This window comes from Neptuniibacter sp. SY11_33, from assembly GCF_047778025.1.
Lineage (GTDB): Bacteria > Pseudomonadota > Gammaproteobacteria > Pseudomonadales > Balneatricaceae > Neptuniibacter.
This window is the reverse complement of the sequence record NZ_CP180543.1, coordinates 1908091-1924964: the sequence shown is the minus strand read 5'-3', so window position 1 is coordinate 1924964 and position 16874 is coordinate 1908091. Positions and strand designations below refer to the sequence as shown.

Here is a 16874-nt window from a genome sequence, read left to right as displayed (position 1 = left end):
ATACACCAAGGGTATCTATGAGATATTTGATTAGTGCTTTATTTCTGCTGTTCTCTTTAAGCTCAGGAGCAGCTCCCTCTGAAGCCGAATTAGAAACTGCCAAAAAGGAATTGGAAACCTACTTCAGTCAGTTAGATGGAGATTGGGAAGGAAGCATTGAAAGTAAAGATTATTTTTCAAACGATCCTGATTTTGTATTCCGCAATAAAATTCGACTTAGAATCAAAGGAGATTCTGTTCTGGTGGGAACCTTCAGGAACGGATTTTGGTATAAATCAGGTTATGAATACAAAATCATACGGCACAAAACTCATGCTTTAATTTATGCCTTTGCTTCTGACAAAGGTTGGGTGGAATCTTTTAGCTTCACTGTATTATTGAAGGACATTAATTCATTGACCTTATTATGGAATCGCTCTGTATCCAACTTTATGGTTCCGCCTTCCGAGAGTGGAAGTAGAGGGCACTTTCAAGGCGTTACCGTTCTGAAAAGGTTAGGGGTATAACAAGGAAAGGCATCCGACGCATACTGCGCGGCTGCTTTAAGCGTTATGGCTGCAAGTAAATGAACATCTGCGATTCAATAGAAAGAATCAGACCTATTGGTAAAGTTACGTGTAGTATTTTTCACGGAGTTCAGGTTCTCCCAAAAAAAAAGCGTTTAATTAAGAGTGGCTTTGTTCCTTTACCTGATGAGTACTGGATACCTATAAATAAAGAAGAGGCTCAGAAATTGATTCTACAAAGTATTTGTTATCATTTAGAAGACGATGAAAAAATACTAGAAGAATCAAAAGCGTTTGAGTTGATTAGCTCTTTTGTTGAGAGCTTCTCAGATGAATCAAGATTTGTAACGAACTTTGATAACTTTTTCGAATGCATTTCGCATTCATACCTAGATATAGCTGTAGTAATAGAAAATAGTAAAGGAGTACTAGGTCTAATATGCATCGAAGACAGTCATTCGCCATAACAAGCAACAGCATCCGATCGTCGCTACGCTCCTTCAGCTGTGTTGGGCGTTAGGTGGCAAGTTTGAGCATAAATCCTCTCGTAGTTTTCATACCTGTTATTAGTTGCTTTGTCGTAATGGCGGTAACTAATTATAGAATGAGGAAAATTTACGAGGTTCGTTATACAGACTTCTTCGTGACTTTAAACGTGAGTAGTAGCCATTTCGTTGGAAGTGGCAGGCAAATCGGGCAGATGCTATTTGGTGGTGGGCCTTATTTGTCCATTATTCATCCAATAAAAGGTCAACGAGCAAGCTTTAATTCTCTTTTTGTAGATAAAGAAATTATCCTAAAAATGAGAGATAAAGAGCTTTTTAAGTTATATAAAATTCGAAAGTGGGCTGGCTATATTAATTTGGTATATGGCCCTCTTTCTCCAATCATTTTGGTGTTTGTTTGGGCAAGTCAGTATCAAGCTTGAACAACCACCTAACAAGGGTGGGCACATTCGCCAGCAAAGCTGGCTAGGACAGCCGCTGCGCGTCTGCCCGTGCCACAAGCGTTAAATGTCCATGAATAAGAAAACCTCATTCTTTCTAGGTTTTGTAACTGCGGCGTTCCTTTTTAGTGTTGCTCTATACCTATTGAGTAAAGAAGTATCTAAGCAGAACGAAGCAGTGTTTATGTCAGGCTATGCTTTGGAGGTCTCTAGCTTAGAATATGTGCTAAACGAAAGTGACGAGTCAAAGAGGTCAGAAATAGCTAAGTTTGAGCTATGCGAAGCCATTAGCGTGCTGAAGGATCGAATTGAAAATGGCAACTTCAATCAAAACTACTTTGAAGTTGTAATATCAGAATCAATAATCGAGTACAGTGTAAAACTTACCAGGCTGAGTCATAAACATTGTGCTAAAAACATTTAACAAGCAGCTCAAATATGACGCGCTTTACGCGCCACTTAGCTGAGCGTTATGTTTTAGGAGTAAGTCTTTGACTAAGGAAGAAGTCACTCTCATTGCCGCGCTTATAGCAGCACTGACCTCTATTGTTTCACTGGGCCTTAATTCTCGTCTTGCAGTTATGCGTGAAAAAAGAATGATGCTATGGGAAAAAGAGCTTCAACGCCTTCATGACCTTGAAGAAAAGGCAGGTATCGCTCAGGAAATAGCTCTTAGTTGCGCAAGCCCAGAGATTATTGAAAAGGAGTTTCACCCTTTACATGATGAATTGAGGCATGCAGCAGGTAGGTTTGGTAGATATCCTGAATTAGCTAAAGCCATAAGAGAGCTTAATCATGCATGTGCGGTTACAGTTGCAGAAAAAGTTGAGCATGGTGATTCAAGGGAGTGGTCTAAAAAGATCAAACCGGCACACACCGTTTTATTAAAGGAGTGTGATGCAATTACAAAACGAGAAAAAACATAACAAGAAAAAGTATCCGACGCATACTCCGCGGCTGCTTTAGGCGTTAAATAGCAACTATGAAAGCGACTCTTATTTCGTCAGAAGGCACATATCTTGAGGCATCTATTCAAATAGACGGTTGTGAGTACTGCGTCATGGATGAAATCAGTCATGATGCAGGCACCATGCCTAAAGTTGGAGAAACCTTTGAGTTTGAGTTCTCAAACTTGGTTAATGAAGGTGAATCGTGGGAGTCCTTGTTTCAAGGAAATCCAGAAAGGAAAAAGTGCCTTGAGCAAATACAAGGTTGGAAATACAGAGCGTATGGCAAAGTTGTCGCGATAAACCCTGTCATGGTCGATTGTGGGGTATTAATAGAAGAAGATGTATTTCATACCAACGACCGAAAGGTTATTGGAGAGTATGTCGCATTTACTATTAATAGGCTTGGCGGCTATGCCATTTAACAAGCAGCTCAAATCTGACGCGCTTTGCGCGCCACTTAGCTAAGCGTTAATATTTTAGGAGCAGTAACTTTGAAGTATGGATATTTTGGAATTGCATTAGGGTCAATTGCACTTCTACTTGCACTGGTCAGTTTTTGGGCGGGACCATTCTCTCCGCAACCTTCCATTGAAACATTAGTCGCTGAAAAAGCAGCTTCAATTAGAACGGCTGCGCTTGATGCACTTTCAGGAAAAGAAGTAGTTTCTGAAACTTACACCACCCTGTGGAATGCTGACAAAGTTATAGATGTAATCATTCCTTTGCTTGGTGGTCTGGCTGCAATTCTGGCCGTAATTTCATTTGCTCAGAAAGAGCCTTCACGTGTTGCTGGTGGCGCAGCCGCACTTGGAGTTGGTGCAATTGCTTTTCAGTTTGTCGCTATGTACGTAATGGCGATTCTTTTAGTGCTTCTTATCATTTCCGTAATTGGAACACTCGGCGGTGGTTAATATTAACAAGGCAAGGTTGCATCGCCACTTCGTGGCTGGACTGCTTCGCAGCCGCAACTTTTAGCGTTATGCAAAACAAAGAATCGAGAATGAAGAGTATAAATAAAATATTATTAGCCCTTGCAATTCTCCTGCCTCCTCAGGCTTTTTCAGGTGCTTGGGATTATGGCAGTTTTGACAACGATAGTGCTGCTGACTGGGTATATGAGCTAGATCAGAGTAAGACTACTCGTTATTTACTTACAGTGTTTAATGCTGTGCCATCGTCTGGGTACATTGATGTTGATGTCTGCTCAGTAGCAATTGCCGCGGCCGAAGTAACAGCGTCTCTCAAAGATGGGAAAACACAGAATTTGCCAAAATCTGTAGCCAACTGGGTTCAAGTCAACAAACCTGACTACAAAGTTGCGTTAGCAGCACGAGCCACTGAGATACTGGGTTATTGTAAAGACACTAAGCGTTCTGAACTTGCACAACTCTGGGATGAGGGCGATTCCGTAAAATGGTTTTCCAATATTTCAGTTCTAGGGGCTCGATTACAATGAAGCGCATAACAAGCAGCTCAAATATGACGCGCTTTGCGCGCCACTTAGCTGAGCGTTAAAGCCTTAGGAATAGTGAATGCATCAAGAAACGGAATTGTTAGTAAAAGCAATAGATGGTTTAAGGCAAGATCCCAACTATTTTAAAGATTATATTTTCCCTATAGCTAGTGCATTCTTTACATCTATCTTGGGTGCAGCAATTGCGTACTTTACTTTAAAGCACCAAGAGAAAATTCAGATAGAGAAAGAAAAGATGGATACTGCTAATAAGTGGACTCTTTTAATGGAGGAAGCTAGGGCAGCATTGATTTCAATTAAAGGAAACTACTATAAAGATTTAAGTGATCACCCCTTAAAGCGTGTAGCCACAATTCCAAGTATTTTGTTTCATGCATCTCCCGTAGAAGAAAGCTTTGAAAAGCTATCTTTCATTATTCCCAAAGCTGAAGATCGGAAAAAGGATTATCCTAAATGGAGCCAGATATCTCGTATTCGGTCGATGGTAAATAACTACAACTATCTTCTTCAACTATGGCAGCAAAGAAATCAGATCGAGCGACCAATAAAAGAACAGTTGATGGCTAAATTTCCTCATCAATCCTATGTAGACATTAGCTATGAAGAAGCCGTAGCAGCTATTGGTCCAGCCAATATGAGCGTCCTCGTCGACCTAACCGAGAGAGTAATTAAGCTTACAGATGATATTATCATCGAACTAGATAATTTCTTATGCGAGTTTCCTAAATACGCTAAAACTCGCATAGATACTAAGCGGCTCAAACAATATGGCTCAGTCTTAATCTATTCAAATAATGGCAATGAACTGCTTATCGAAATATTAAAAAGAACCCCTGCGCCCAATCTAAAAGAAGTCGAAGCACTATTCGGAGAACCGGCTGATGAAATTGAGAAAAGATTGGTAACTGGGTATGAATAATGGCTTTAACAAGCAGCAGCAACCGACAGTCAAAAGTGTCACTCAAATTGCTGCGCAATTACGTGCCACTTTTGCCGGCGGCTGTGCTGGGCGTTATGCGTAAAGGTATGGATACGAGAATACGTTACATTTTAGCTTCGTTACTAGGCGCTTCTAGCTTCGTATTGGTGTGGTATTTAGTCGCGTCATCCCACCTAATATTTTATCAGCTAGGGGCGAGTGGGTTAGTACCTTCTGTTTTCGCTAGTGTCGTCGGTGGTTTTGTTACAGCTTCAATTAGTCCAGACAATAAAATAAAAATGTCGGCTATCACCGGATTCTGTGTATCTTTGCCAATGCTTCTCTACTTATTGAATAATGGCCTTAGCCACCATGGAAGAAACCAATTTTTCTGGTATTGGCCAATTTATATATTTCCACTTTTTTGTATAGGTGGTCTTTTAGGGCGTGGCGTATGGCGTCACGCATAACAAGGAAAGTCATCCGACGTACTCAGTTAGGCTGTATGAACAATAAAGATAAATGCTAGAAATTCTAGAAGCTGTAATCAAAGGCCTCGGTCTTCTTTTAAAGCTCGCTATAGAGGGCGGGGTGCTGTTAGATCTTAGCCTTTCTGCAACGGGTCGGTATTCTATAAAAGCAGTGTACCCTCCGCATTGGAATAAGCGGGTTCGCTATGGAGATATGGCAGAGCGTTTAGTTGGGGCTGTTATATGGTGCATTTCGGCTTACGTTCTGTATTCGCTATAAGGCCTTATAAAGTTTCTAGTTTAAAACTTAAAAGATAAATACCCGTACCATAAACAAATTTATTCTTCGCTTATAATCCGTATACCAACCGTTAAACATCAACGTTAGTGATTTGGATTTATGTATGCCTCAACATGAACAAGTCACATGCCCTAAATGCGGCTCATTGTTTGAGTGCAAAGTCGGCACTTATTTTATCTGCGATTGTAGTGAGATCCATCTAACAAGGGAGCAGGCGGGTTATTTAGCTGAGAGATGGGATGAGTGTTTGTGCTGTAAGTGCCTAAACGAGTTTAAAGAAAGCTGGGACAATATTCCCGATTCAGAAAAATAAAACTGAGCCCTTCAGCTTGATAGATTTCTATTTGAAATAATAAGGAAAAAGATGATCATTAGAGAGATGAACGAGAACGATATTGAGGGCGTTAGTCATGTCTGTTTAGACGCTTTCTTTGACTCGGTTGCTGGTTTGTTGTCTGATGAAGGAATCGCTACATTTGCGGCAATCGCCTCTCCAGATGCTTTTGCCAATAGGATGAAAGTAGATAATCGTATACTCGTCGCAGAAGGTGATAACGGTGAAATCGTAGGTGTGGTTGAGCTAAAGGAAGGCCGGCATATTGCTATGTTATTTGTTACACCTAGTCAGCAGAAGTGCGGAATTGGTCGGAGATTACTTGAAACTGTATTGATATATGCGAGATCAGAAACTGTAACTGTTAGCGCGTCATTACCTTCTGTGCCTGCTTATCAGAAATATGGTTTTAAGGTTCAAGGGGAGGTAAGGGAGTTGTCAGGTTTGGTTTATCAGTCTATGGAAATTAAGGTTAATCAATAAGTTATACCTTATTGGTGACGCTGATTATCACCTCGTAAGCTTCTCTAATCTCATTAAATTTGATCTTACATCCGCCTTTGTCTGGATGATGTTCTGAAGCTAATTTTCGGTATTGTGTTTTGACCGATTGGTAATTGGCATCTTCAGTTAGACCTAAAACATCGAGAGCATTCTGATAGTGATCTTGATTAAAGTAACGGGTCCAAAAACTATCTAACAGTTTGTTAACCGATTCTTGGTTACTTGATGTGAACTCATCCCAATCTAGATAGTACTCTCTGACTGCTTGATCTGACTCTAGCGACAATTCGTTTTGATTGCTGTTTTCTGTTTTGATAAGGCTGATATCTAATGCAGAGATGTTCAGTTTTAAGCCTTGATCCCAAAATTTAGGTTGTAAGGTATAGAGCGCATTCATAATAAGGAAATGCTGTCTAAATAGGGCCAACTCACTACCTGATGGGGCATCTTCGCCAAAATCATCAGCATTGAGATCTAAAGCTTTTAATAACTCGTATTCGCTTAAGCTGTTTTCGGACTGCCTAAGGATCTCTTCTATGGGGGTTACTAGTGGGTTGCGAGACATAATTCAGTAGTTTTGCTGATGATTCACTCAGCTTATCGGCGTAGGATGAGGATTACCAGTCGAGAATATTTCATGTATATAAACGCTCGATTGGCTTTTACCCAAGTATTGGTAAGCGTAAAATACTGCATTGCAGTTTAGTAACCAGGAATAACAAAAATTATGAATCTGGCAGATCAAGTTCAAGCGCTATATGCAAAGTATGGTGCTCTAAAAGGCATTACTATTGAGATTCATAAGCAGCTTATTGCCATTGCTGTAAAAAACGAAGCGGCTTCCGCTACTGTTTTTTTACAAGGGGCACAAGTTGCTGAGTACAGCCGAATAGGGGAACAACCTGTTTTATGGTTGAGCCAAGAAAACGATTTTAAAGCCGGTAAGTCTCTACGTGGTGGCGTGCCTATCTGTTGGCCATGGTTTGGGGATTTATCAAGAAATCCAGATCAAGTTAAAGAGCAAGTTAACTATACAGAAGTACCTGCTCACGGTTTTGTACGCGCACAAGATTGGGAGCTATTAGCTGTCGATCTGATCGATAGTGAAACTACCCGATTGACACTTCAGCTTGAAGTTTTACCAACAGAACTCTGGCCTTATCCTGCCGTTCTTCGTTTAACGGTTACTGTAGGTACAGAGTTGGATCTAGAGCTTAAAGTTAAAAACTTAGGTTCGGATTCCTTTAGTTATACCAGTGCTTTGCATAGTTACCTTCAGATTGGCCATGTCAGTGAGACCGCTATCGAAGGGCTAGAAACTGTTGAGTACATAGATACGCTGGAAAATTGGCAGGTTAAGCAATCTAATTCGGCGATTGATATCTCGGCTGAAACGGACCGTATCTACCCAAATATCCCAGCTCAGGTTGCTATCAAAGATAAGCAGATGCGCCGTCAGATTGTTATGAGCGCTGATAACCTACCTGATATGGTGGTATGGAACCCTTGGATCGATAAAAGTAAACGCTTAAGCCATTTTGCTGATAATGACTATGAGAATATGGTTTGCTTGGAAAATGCGTCTGTCCTGGATAATGCTGTTGATCTAGCGCCTGGAAGTGATTCAATCAGCAAAGTCTCGATCCGTTCTGTTCGTCTGTAACCTTATAGGTTACAGACGAAGAACACACTCATACTCAGTACGGCTGTCATTAATGTGTTTTTGGTTAATAGCATTAACACGATGGCAGCCAGTGCACCAATGATATACGGGCTGTCCAAGCTTGTTGTTAGCTTTCCTTCTTGTAAAAAAACTAATGGACCTATAACGGCTGCTAGTACGGCAGGGGCCGAATAGCTTAGCAGCTCTAGTGCTTTAGCATTTAGCTTGAGTGGTAAGCGTGGTTCTAAAAATAGATAGCGGCTTGCGAATACAACGATCGCCATAAGCGCAAACAATAGCCAATCATTCATTTCGATCTCCCCGCTGCGCACTTAAAGAAATAACCACTTAACATCCCCAAAATAATTGAGATCAATAAGCCTGCTTGGATCTTATGAGCTTCGCAGTACACCGATACCATCAGTGATATACCTACACAAACCAGATAGGAGAGGTTTTTAATCATCGGGATGAGTATGGCGATAAATGTTGCGACAACAGCAAAGTCCAATCCAAGGTTAGTCAGATTTGGCAAAGCTTCACCTGCAACGATTCCTAGCAGCGTCGCAAAATTCCACGCGATATAGAAACTTAAGCCGCCACCCAAGGCATACCAGCGATTAAATATACCGTTATCTTGCGTGCCATTTACGAAGAGTTCGTCGGTTAACAGGAAACCGAGTGAGCTGCGCCATTTAAGGGGCAGTGCTTGGATATGCTGTCGCATGGCCATGCTATAGAGCAGGTGCCTTGAGGTAATTAGCAAGGTAGTGACCAGTATACTGAATACAGAAGCACCGGCTTGCAGCATACCTATAGCAACCAACTGTGATGTGCCTGCAAATACAAATAGGGACATGGCTTGGGTTTGCCAAGCGGTTAGACCTGATTCGATCCCGTATGCGCCGACTAATATGCCCCAAGGCAGAACCGCGACAATAAGGGGTAGCATCGCAACTGTGCCTTTAAGGAAAGACTGCTTAGGACTTAATGGAAGTTTTACCTGACTATTCACTTTCATGCTCTTTCTTATGTTGAGCGATAAAGATAAATAGTTAGTGGTTGTGAGTCTTGTACAGGATTGCGGCCTGTTTGTGATGTTAGCTTCTTATCTGGCGAGCATATTGACCGGGCGTTACACCGATAGTGCGTTTGAAATGACGGTTAAGGTGGCTTTGATCATGAAAGCCTGCTTTTAAGGCAGCATCTAAAAGTGTATCGCCTTGAGCTATAAAGCGTTTGCTTAGCCTTACACGGGATTGTATTTGATAAGCATGAGGAGGGAGCCCATAGAACTTTTGAAACTGTCGCACTAGATGAAAGGCGCTGATGCCTGCAAGTTTGGCGAGATCCTCTAAAGACACATCAGCCTGCGGGTGATCATCAAGATAATTTTTTACCAAAGCAATTCGAGATTTAGCATCTGCTTGCTCAGGTATTTCGGTACTGCATTTACCATGGCGCTGCATCAGCTTGAGCAATGCGTTGTAGAGCAGGGTCTCGCGTAGCAGGCGATTATCAGAGTGTTGTAAGTGATATAGGGCAAGGCGGAACAAACCAGCGAGCTCTGGGTCGTTAACAACAGGTTCAGAGAAATAGATAGATCCGCTGATATTAAGGCCCGCTTCTTTAGCGATGTTGGCTAATTGATCAGGTAGCGGGTAGATCGCTTTATAAGACCAACCACCTTCAGTCGCCGAGTGGCCATCGTGGACTTCATCATGATTAACCAGAATGATACTGTCCTGTGGCGCAACATGGTTAGCACCGTTTCTAAGAAAGCGCTGTGCTCCTTCTTCAATCACACCTACCGTGTAACCCTCATGGCTATGCCTAGAGAAATTCTGGCGCTCATAAGACGCTTCTAGCATCTCTAATCCGCCTAGTTCTTCTTCTATATGGTAGTTAGCGGTCTCTTTTTTACTCATGGTTACATTCTAGCGTAAACAAGATTTTGGTTTTTGTACAAAATTGATCTTTTACGTGGGTAGAGTGGCTATGGAATTGAGAATTTATCGCGTGTTTTCAGATCAATTTGACCATAATGTCGTGAAGGACGTTTGCAGCAGCATGTAATCTTCGTGAACCATCCATCAAGTGGTGATATATCTCTCGTTTGCAAAGCATCTCGGTGGTGACTTGACCTTTAAACAGCTCTTTTAAACTGTGCCGATACAGTCTTTCTATACGTCGATGAGCATGTCGGGCAATTTGTGCATCTTTCTCACTGCCTGCGGGATAGGTTGATAATCCCCCAAAGCCGCGCTCTAAAGCTTCGCAACCCGTTAGAAGCTCCTCTAGAATTCTCACCATCTGTTCGTCGGGCTCAACGCCTAGATCGAGCATCTCATTTATGGTGCTTTTACAGTGCGTAATAATCCAATCTAAAGAAGCAATGGCACGGTAGATATCTTCGCGGTCTATTGGAGTAGAAAAGGCCCGGTTTAATTGGTGTAAATTACGGATTTTCAGCGCGTCTGCTTGATGCTCATCTGCTGCTAAGACTTCTGCAAGATAGGGGTTTGGGCTTTTCATATATTGATAGAGGTTTCGGATCGTTACCGTTACCAATGTGCATTGCTCGGTTAGGAGTAAGAAAAAGTCAGGTGGCGTAGGGACAATCCTATTAAGAAGTTTACGAAAGAAGCCGTTTTTACCCTGATTGCTCATATCCAATCCTTTTCTATATTTAAGCAAGCTTAGTAAGGCTCAGTACGCCATAACTAATAATGGAGACTATGCCAGCACCAGGTATGGTGATTAGCCAAGTGATGCCGATCTCTTTAGCCTTTGTCCATCTTACGGCTTTAGCTCTCTCTGCCGCGCCTATACCCATAATAGATGAGGAAACCACGTGAGTTGTTGATACGGGCGCGCCAATCATTGAGGCTAAAAATATAACGCCTGCAGATGAAGCTTGAGAGTTAAAGGCATGTAGAGGCCTAATTTTGTAGATTGAGAAGGCAAGTGTTCTAACAATACGCCAGCCGCCTAGTAGTGTTCCTAAAGTAATAGAGATGGCACAGACTAGGATTACCCAAAACGGCACAGCAAATTCGGATATCTCCCCACTTATTAATAAGCAGAGAGTCAATACCCCCATACTTTTTTGGGCATCATTAGCACCGTGGGAGAAGGCTAACCCCGCAGTTGTAAACCATTGTGCGCCCCTTAATTCACGATTGATCAAAGGGCTGGCTGCTCGTAAGAGGTAGAGGGTGATTCGTTGCAGTAAAAAGCCTATCCAGAAACCCGCTAAAGGGGATATAAACAGTGCTAGCAGCACCTTCGTAACGCCAGTGATCTGTCCTTGGGCTAATTGTGAAAAACCCCAGAGTACATGTTCTGGCCCTGCTGATACGACAACCGCCCCAACTAAGCCACCAACCAATGCATGTGACGAAGACGAGGGTAGGCCTCTATACCAAGTAAACAGATTCCAAACAGTGGCAGCTAATAAACCGCAGATCACTAATGAGAGAGATAGATTGCTTGGGAGATCATCTAAAGTCACGAATTTACCAATGGTGTTGGCGACTGCTGTACCGCCAAGCATAGGCCCCAAAAAGGTGAATGTGCCTATGACTAAAATAGCTTGTAGAGGTGTCATTGCATGCGAAGCGATCACCGATGCGATCATATTGGATGCATCGTGAAATCCATTGGTGAAGTCGAAAATTATAACAATGGCTGTCGCAACTATGAGGAATAGCCAAATTTTATCCATCTAATTTGCTGACTCCCATTAGCTTTAATTTCTGGAGGCTAATAAGTTAATAGTAGTCAGAAAATGGATTTATGGATTTGAAAAGGGCAGGAGAATTTAGTGCATGATCAGAAAACCCATTCCCACAATTATGGGAACGGGTTTAGGAGTTGAGAGTATTAGGCTTTAACTACCCACTTTAGCTTTTTCTCTATAGCTTGAATCATCAGGCCAGCAACGTCTTTTCCAGTTGCGCCTTCGATGCCCTCCAAGCCAGGAGAAGAGTTCACCTCTAACAATAAAGGACCTTTCGCTGAACGGATGATATCTACACCAGCTACTTTAAGGCCCATAGCTTTAGCGGCTTTAATGGCAATCTTCTTTTCGTCAGATGTTGGAACGATAAGGCTGGCTGTACCACCCTGATGGATATTCGCTCTGAATTCGCCAGGTTCAGCTTCACGCTGAATTGAAGCCACAACTTTTCCATCCACTACAAAGCAGCGAATATCTTTGCCGTTGGCTTCTTTTATGAACTCCTGAACGAGTATGTCGGCCTTAAGGCTCTTAAAGGCGTTGATAACACTCTCTGCGGCTTTCTTGGTTTCAGCGAGTACAACACCTTTGCCTTGAGTACCTTCGAGCAGTTTTATAATCAGTGGTGCGCCACCGACCATGTTGATCAGATCATCTGTTTCGAGCGGTGAATTTGCAAAGCCCGTGATAGGGATATCAATCTTGCTCTCGAAGAGGAGTTGTAGGGAATGCAACTTATCTCGAGACTGAGTAATAGCCCCAGCGGTATTTAGACAATACACACCCATAGATTCAAATTGACGTGTCAGTGCACAACCATAGAAGGTCATGCTTGGGCGAATCCGTGGGATAATTGCATCAAGGTCGTTTAGAACCTTGCCGCCACGATAATGAACCTCTGGATTTTCAGCATCCATCTTCATGTAGCAGTGCTTGATGTTCAGGAACACCATCTCGTGACCGCGCTCTTCACCTGCTTCCATAATCCTACGATTACTGTAGAGATTAGGGTTACTAGCTAAAACGGCTATTTTCATGCCTTTTTTGGGTGGTTTTTTGCTTAGATAAAGTTCTTTTAACTCATCATCAGTAATGTCACCTAAGCAAAAAGAATCCTCTGGATCGACAATTAACTTACCTGACATCGCTTCACGGCCTAATAGCATGCGATAGCCCATCGCATCTCTATTAGTCAAAGTCAGTTCAACGTCCCAACTTTGATCGCCAATAGCCATACTTGTTTTGATTACATAACGCTTTTCCGATGTACCGCTAGAGCTTTTGACACTCCTGCGATCAAATATAGGCGCTTCGCAATGAACTACCGTTTTTCTATTATCTTGTAATGGGCATACATCAAACCTTACCCAGGCAACCCCATCTCTTTGGAATTGTTGGATATTTAAAGCATGAATTGCAGATGTTTTGGCGCCAGAGTCAACTCTGGCCTTGATTGCAGGAACAGCAAGTTGAGGGAACTTGCACCATTCTTCAGCGCCACAGATATTCTTTTCGATTGTCACTCATTTGATCCTCAATTAAGGCATTAGCCTTGTGGTACATGAGTGCAATTTGACTCCTGTTTTATTCAAGAGACAATCTTTTTTACGAGTTTTATATGAAATTTTTTAGACGATATTAGAGTGGATGTGAAAGGAAAAAGGCCTAGCAAATACTAGGCTTTAGAGGATTTATTCAGCGGTTAGCTTTTCTAGCTGTTTAAATTCTTTGATTCCACTGATCTGGTCTTCTGCATGGTGATTAACATATAGAACGGTTGTGTCACCGCTGGCACAGATCTTCTCAATTAACGCCAGTACGAGCTGACGGTTGATATCGTCGAGGCCTAAGCAAGGCTCATCAAGGATCAACAAGGTAGGGTGCTTAACCATCGCGCGTGCAATCAACAACAAGCGTTGATCGCCAAAAGAAAGCTGGTTGTATGGCTCGTTGGCACGATCTTCCATACCCAACAGGGCTAGCCACTTATCTGCTACTTCTTTCTGTTTATCGGTACTCTTTGTGTACATGCCGATACTGTCGTGGAAGCCAGAGATAATGACATTTCTAAGGCTAATGCTTACGCGATATTCCCACTGTAGAGCAGTAGATACATAACCGATATATTGCTTGATCTGCCAGATGGTTTCGCCGTTACCGCGTTGCATACCGAATACAAAGATATCGTTGGTATAGCATTGCGGGTGGTCACCGGTAATTAGGTTCAGCAAACAAGTCTTACCACTGCCGTTAGGGCCGCTTAGTTGCCAGTGTTGTCCCGGCTTAATGGTCCAGTTAAGGCCATCAATAACTTTTGAATCTGCGTAGGCAATTTTAATATCCGTTAAACGCACTAGCGGGTCTTCTGGATTAAGCGCTGGTGGACGATCGGATTCATCGGTCGGTGGCACAGATAGATCAGTCGTTTTTAGGTGTAGCAGCTGATATAGGTCGTCGTAAGCCTGCTTGTCGTTAATATCAACCGTGTGATGAAGCTCACCTTTGTCGGTATAAGCCACATGGGTGATGAAATCAGGCATTTCATCAAAACGGTTTAATACCAGAATCATGCCCATTGAATCGATCTTGCTTGCTAGCAGGTCGTGCAGCAGCTTCATAGAGTCAGCATCTAGACCATCGAAAGGCTCATCAAGAATAATAAGGTCTGGATTGTTCGCTAGGGCGCGAATCAGCATGATCTTGCGTGTTTCACCCGTTGAGAGCTTTCTGAAGCTACGATCAAGCATATGTTCTAGCTTGAACATACTGACGAGTTGATCTAGTAAGTCAGCATCAAATTCTGGGTAGATCGCTTTACCTTCTTCCAGTATTTCTCTTACCGGAGTGCCTTCACTAATAACATCCATGATATCGGCATCGTCTTTCTTTAGCTCTCGGGCAATCAGTTCTGCCTGAGCTTCAAAAGAAACAAGTTCGATATGTTTTGGTAGGCCCGAAATAGTACCGCTGACTTGATCGCCAGCCCCGGCCAAGATTGCAGATAGGGCAGACTTACCAGAACCGTTGGTACCCGTAATCACCCAATGTTGGTTGGGTTCAATTGTCCAATTGATGTTGTTGAGTGTGAATGACTCACCAAATTCTGCCGTGTAATTCTCAATCTTAATGCTGTTCATAGTCTCTATTATGCGGATCTAACGATTGGGTTTTATAGGAATCTGTTACGGAAAAGGCTTAAATTTAGCTAAAAAAAAGCCAAGGCAAAGCCTTGGCTTTAATTTTCTTACAAGAAAGAAAATGTATAAATATTAGATAATTATACGATCTTCTTCATGTCAGCCATGTGGCCACGTAGCACTTTACCGATCGCTTCAACTGGGTGAGAGCGTAGTGCTTCGTTAACTTCGATTAGGCGAGCGTTGTCTACGCCAGTATCAGAAAGGTCTAGACCTTTACCGATAACATCAGTTTTGATGCCTTTCATGAAGTCGCCTAGTAGTGGTAGGCAAGCGTGGTTGTATAGGTAGCAGCCGTACTCTGCAGTATCAGAGATAGTTGCGTTCATTTCGTAAAGCTTCTTACGTGCAATTGTGTTAGCAATCAGCGGAGTTTCGTGTAGAGACTCGTAGTAAGCAGATTCAGCGATGATGCCTGCAGCAGTCATAGTTTCGAATGCTAGTTCAACACCCGCTTTAACCATTGCAACCATTAGGATACCGTTGTCGAAGAACTCTTGTTCAGAGATCTCTACGTCGCCTGCTGGAGTCTTCTCGTAGTTAGTCTCAGCAGTTTCTGCACGCCAGCCTAGTAGGTTCTTGTCGTCGTTCGCCCAGTCTTCCATCATCACGCGAGAGAAAGTACCGTCGATGATGTCATCTTGGTGCTTGTTGTAAAGCGGACGCATGATAACTTTTAGCTCTTCAGAAAGATCGAATGCTTTGATCTTAGCTGGGTTAGATAGACGGTCTAGCATGTTAGTCACGCCGCCGTATTTAAGAGCTTCAGTAATTGTTTCCCAACCGAACTGGATAAGCTTAGATGCGTAACCAGCGTCGATGCCTTCTTCAACCATCTTGTCGAAGCAAAGGATAGAACCAGTCTGTAGCATACCGCAAAGGATAGTCTGCTCACCCATAAGGTCAGACTTAACTTCAGCGATGAAAGAAGACATTAGAACGCCTGCTTTGTGACCGCCAGTACCTACAGCGTAAGCTTTAGCTAGTGCAAGACCTTCGCCTTTTGGATCGTTGTCTTCGTGTACAGCGATAAGTGTTGGTACACCGAAACCACGAACGTATTCAGCACGTACTTCAGAACCTGGGCACTTAGGCGCAACCATGATTACTGTTAGGTCGTCACGGATCTGCATGCCTTCTTCAACGATGTTGAAACCATGAGAGTAAGATAGGCAAGCGCCTTCTTTCATTAGTGGCATTACAGCTTCAACAACAGGTGTGTGCTGCTTGTCTGGAGTAAGGTTAAGAACTACGTCAGCAGTTGGAATTAGGTCTTCATAAGTACCAACAACGAAACCGTTCTCAGTAGCGTTTTTCCAAGACTGACGCTTTTCAGCGATTGCTGCTGGACGTAGAGCGTAAGAAACGTCTAGACCACTGTCACGCAGGTTAAGACCCTGGTTTAGGCCCTGTGCACCACAACCGATAACAACCAGTTTTTTGCCTTTAAGAGCTTCAACGCCATCGCTGAACTCGTCCATAGACATAAAACGACATTTACCCAGCTGTTCTAGCTGCTCACGCAGTGGAAGCGTGTTGAAATAGTTCTTAGACATTTCTACATTCCGTAATAAATATAAAGTCGGTAAACCGACATGTTTGTTATAGCGCTACTCTAAAAGATTCAGGGTATCGCGTAAAATGATATATATGGTTTGCTCTGTTGCATTTTATGCAACATCTATTTCCATACAAAGTGAGGCAATAATAGCGCTTTATTTACAGGTATCCAGTTTAAATAGATGAAAACTGCTAGGGATGGTCAAAAACGATCATAAATGTATGTTTTTTATACAAAAAGAGCTGTTTATCCATTAATTTCGCATCTGCGTGAAATAGTGCTTGCTAAAGCTTAAGCGGGTCTATAT

At 42.5% G+C, this 16874-nt stretch carries 21 protein-coding genes and 1 pseudogene; 12 read left to right on the top strand and 10 right to left on the bottom strand.

Annotated elements, in window-relative coordinates; translation table 11 throughout:
- Positions 1-17: 17 nt before the first annotated feature.
- From ACMXYV_RS09115 to ACMXYV_RS09065, 11 genes are all read left to right on the top strand, one after another.
- Positions 18-506, top strand: coding sequence for a hypothetical protein (locus ACMXYV_RS09115; RefSeq protein WP_415888184.1), 489 nt, complete (start codon positions 18-20; stop codon positions 504-506).
- 59 nt (positions 507-565) lie between these two features.
- Positions 566-973: a hypothetical protein gene (locus ACMXYV_RS09110; protein ID WP_415888182.1), complete on the top strand. Its 408-nt coding sequence runs from the start codon at positions 566-568 to the stop codon at positions 971-973.
- Between the two features lie 62 nt (positions 974-1035).
- Positions 1036-1434: a hypothetical protein gene (locus tag ACMXYV_RS09105; RefSeq protein WP_415888181.1), complete on the top strand. Its 399-nt coding sequence runs from the start codon at positions 1036-1038 to the stop codon at positions 1432-1434.
- 91 nt (positions 1435-1525) lie between these two features.
- Positions 1526-1876: a hypothetical protein gene (locus tag ACMXYV_RS09100; RefSeq protein ID WP_415888179.1), complete on the top strand. Its 351-nt coding sequence runs from the start codon at positions 1526-1528 to the stop codon at positions 1874-1876.
- Positions 1877-1943: 67 nt separating this feature from the next.
- Complete coding sequence (locus tag ACMXYV_RS09095; protein WP_415888178.1) at positions 1944-2378, top strand: hypothetical protein; 435 nt, start codon at positions 1944-1946, stop codon at positions 2376-2378.
- Positions 2379-2434: 56 nt separating this feature from the next.
- Positions 2435-2824 carry a hypothetical protein gene (locus tag ACMXYV_RS09090; RefSeq protein ID WP_415888177.1) on the top strand — a complete coding sequence of 130 codons (390 nt, stop codon included), beginning with the start codon at positions 2435-2437 and terminating at the stop codon, positions 2822-2824.
- 69 nt (positions 2825-2893) lie between these two features.
- Positions 2894-3313, top strand: a complete 420-nt coding sequence (locus ACMXYV_RS09085; protein ID WP_415888176.1) for a hypothetical protein — start codon at positions 2894-2896, stop codon at positions 3311-3313.
- 89 nt (positions 3314-3402) lie between these two features.
- A complete protein-coding gene (locus tag ACMXYV_RS09080; protein ID WP_415888175.1) occupies positions 3403-3858 on the top strand; it encodes a DUF4259 domain-containing protein in 456 nt (151 codons plus the stop codon).
- 76 nt (positions 3859-3934) lie between these two features.
- Positions 3935-4795 carry a hypothetical protein gene (locus ACMXYV_RS09075; RefSeq protein ID WP_415888174.1) on the top strand — a complete coding sequence of 287 codons (861 nt, stop codon included), beginning with the start codon at positions 3935-3937 and terminating at the stop codon, positions 4793-4795.
- 874 nt (positions 4796-5669) lie between these two features.
- Positions 5670-5879 (top strand): cysteine-rich CWC family protein, encoded by a 210-nt coding sequence (locus ACMXYV_RS09070; RefSeq protein ID WP_415888173.1) that lies wholly within the window; start codon positions 5670-5672, stop codon positions 5877-5879.
- Positions 5880-5930: 51 nt separating this feature from the next.
- Positions 5931-6383 carry a GNAT family N-acetyltransferase gene (locus ACMXYV_RS09065; RefSeq protein ID WP_415888172.1) on the top strand — a complete coding sequence of 151 codons (453 nt, stop codon included), beginning with the start codon at positions 5931-5933 and terminating at the stop codon, positions 6381-6383.
- 1 nt (position 6384) lies between these two features.
- On the opposite strand, the gene ACMXYV_RS09060 is transcribed toward ACMXYV_RS09065, so the two are convergent.
- Positions 6385-6969 (bottom strand): DNA-J related domain-containing protein, encoded by a 585-nt coding sequence (locus tag ACMXYV_RS09060; RefSeq protein ID WP_415888170.1) that lies wholly within the window; start codon positions 6967-6969, stop codon positions 6385-6387.
- 162 nt (positions 6970-7131) lie between these two features.
- Between ACMXYV_RS09060 and ACMXYV_RS09055 the strand changes: the two genes are divergently transcribed.
- Positions 7132-8067 (top strand): D-hexose-6-phosphate mutarotase, encoded by a 936-nt coding sequence (locus tag ACMXYV_RS09055; protein WP_415888169.1) that lies wholly within the window; start codon positions 7132-7134, stop codon positions 8065-8067.
- 2 nt (positions 8068-8069) lie between these two features.
- Here the strand turns inward: ACMXYV_RS09055 and ACMXYV_RS09050 are convergent, their stop codons facing one another.
- The 9 genes and pseudogenes from ACMXYV_RS09050 to ilvC all read right to left on the bottom strand — a co-directional run bounded on the left by ACMXYV_RS09050 (position 8070) and on the right by ilvC (position 16562).
- Positions 8070-8378, bottom strand: coding sequence for an AzlD domain-containing protein (locus tag ACMXYV_RS09050; RefSeq protein ID WP_415888168.1), 309 nt, complete (start codon positions 8376-8378; stop codon positions 8070-8072).
- A complete protein-coding gene (locus ACMXYV_RS09045; protein ID WP_415888166.1) occupies positions 8375-9088 on the bottom strand; it encodes an AzlC family ABC transporter permease in 714 nt (237 codons plus the stop codon). The genes ACMXYV_RS09050 and ACMXYV_RS09045 overlap by 4 nt, the downstream gene beginning before the upstream one ends.
- Positions 9089-9167: 79 nt before the next feature.
- Entirely contained in the window at positions 9168-9995 is an 828-nt protein-coding gene (locus ACMXYV_RS09040) for an AraC family ligand binding domain-containing protein (protein WP_415888165.1), read from the bottom strand.
- A gap of 97 nt (positions 9996-10092) precedes the next feature.
- Positions 10093-10737, bottom strand: a complete 645-nt coding sequence (locus ACMXYV_RS09035; protein ID WP_415888164.1) for a DUF47 domain-containing protein — start codon at positions 10735-10737, stop codon at positions 10093-10095.
- 19 nt (positions 10738-10756) lie between these two features.
- Positions 10757-11794: an inorganic phosphate transporter gene (locus ACMXYV_RS09030; RefSeq protein WP_415888163.1), complete on the bottom strand. Its 1038-nt coding sequence runs from the start codon at positions 11792-11794 to the stop codon at positions 10757-10759.
- Positions 11795-11952: 158 nt separating this feature from the next.
- On the bottom strand, positions 11953-12846 hold the full coding sequence (rimK, locus tag ACMXYV_RS09025; RefSeq protein ID WP_415891433.1) for a 30S ribosomal protein S6--L-glutamate ligase: 894 nt from the start codon (positions 12844-12846) through the stop codon (positions 11953-11955).
- A 129-nt stretch (positions 12847-12975) separates the two neighbouring features.
- Positions 12976-13332: pseudogene (locus ACMXYV_RS09020) on the bottom strand (ATP-dependent zinc protease); the annotation flags it as partial.
- 168 nt (positions 13333-13500) lie between these two features.
- On the bottom strand, positions 13501-14946 hold the full coding sequence (modF, locus tag ACMXYV_RS09015; RefSeq protein WP_415888162.1) for a molybdate ABC transporter ATP-binding protein ModF: 1446 nt from the start codon (positions 14944-14946) through the stop codon (positions 13501-13503).
- 140 nt (positions 14947-15086) lie between these two features.
- On the bottom strand, positions 15087-16562 hold the full coding sequence (gene ilvC / locus ACMXYV_RS09010) for a ketol-acid reductoisomerase (RefSeq protein ID WP_415888161.1): 1476 nt from the start codon (positions 16560-16562) through the stop codon (positions 15087-15089).
- Between the last annotated feature and the right edge of the window lie 312 nt (positions 16563-16874).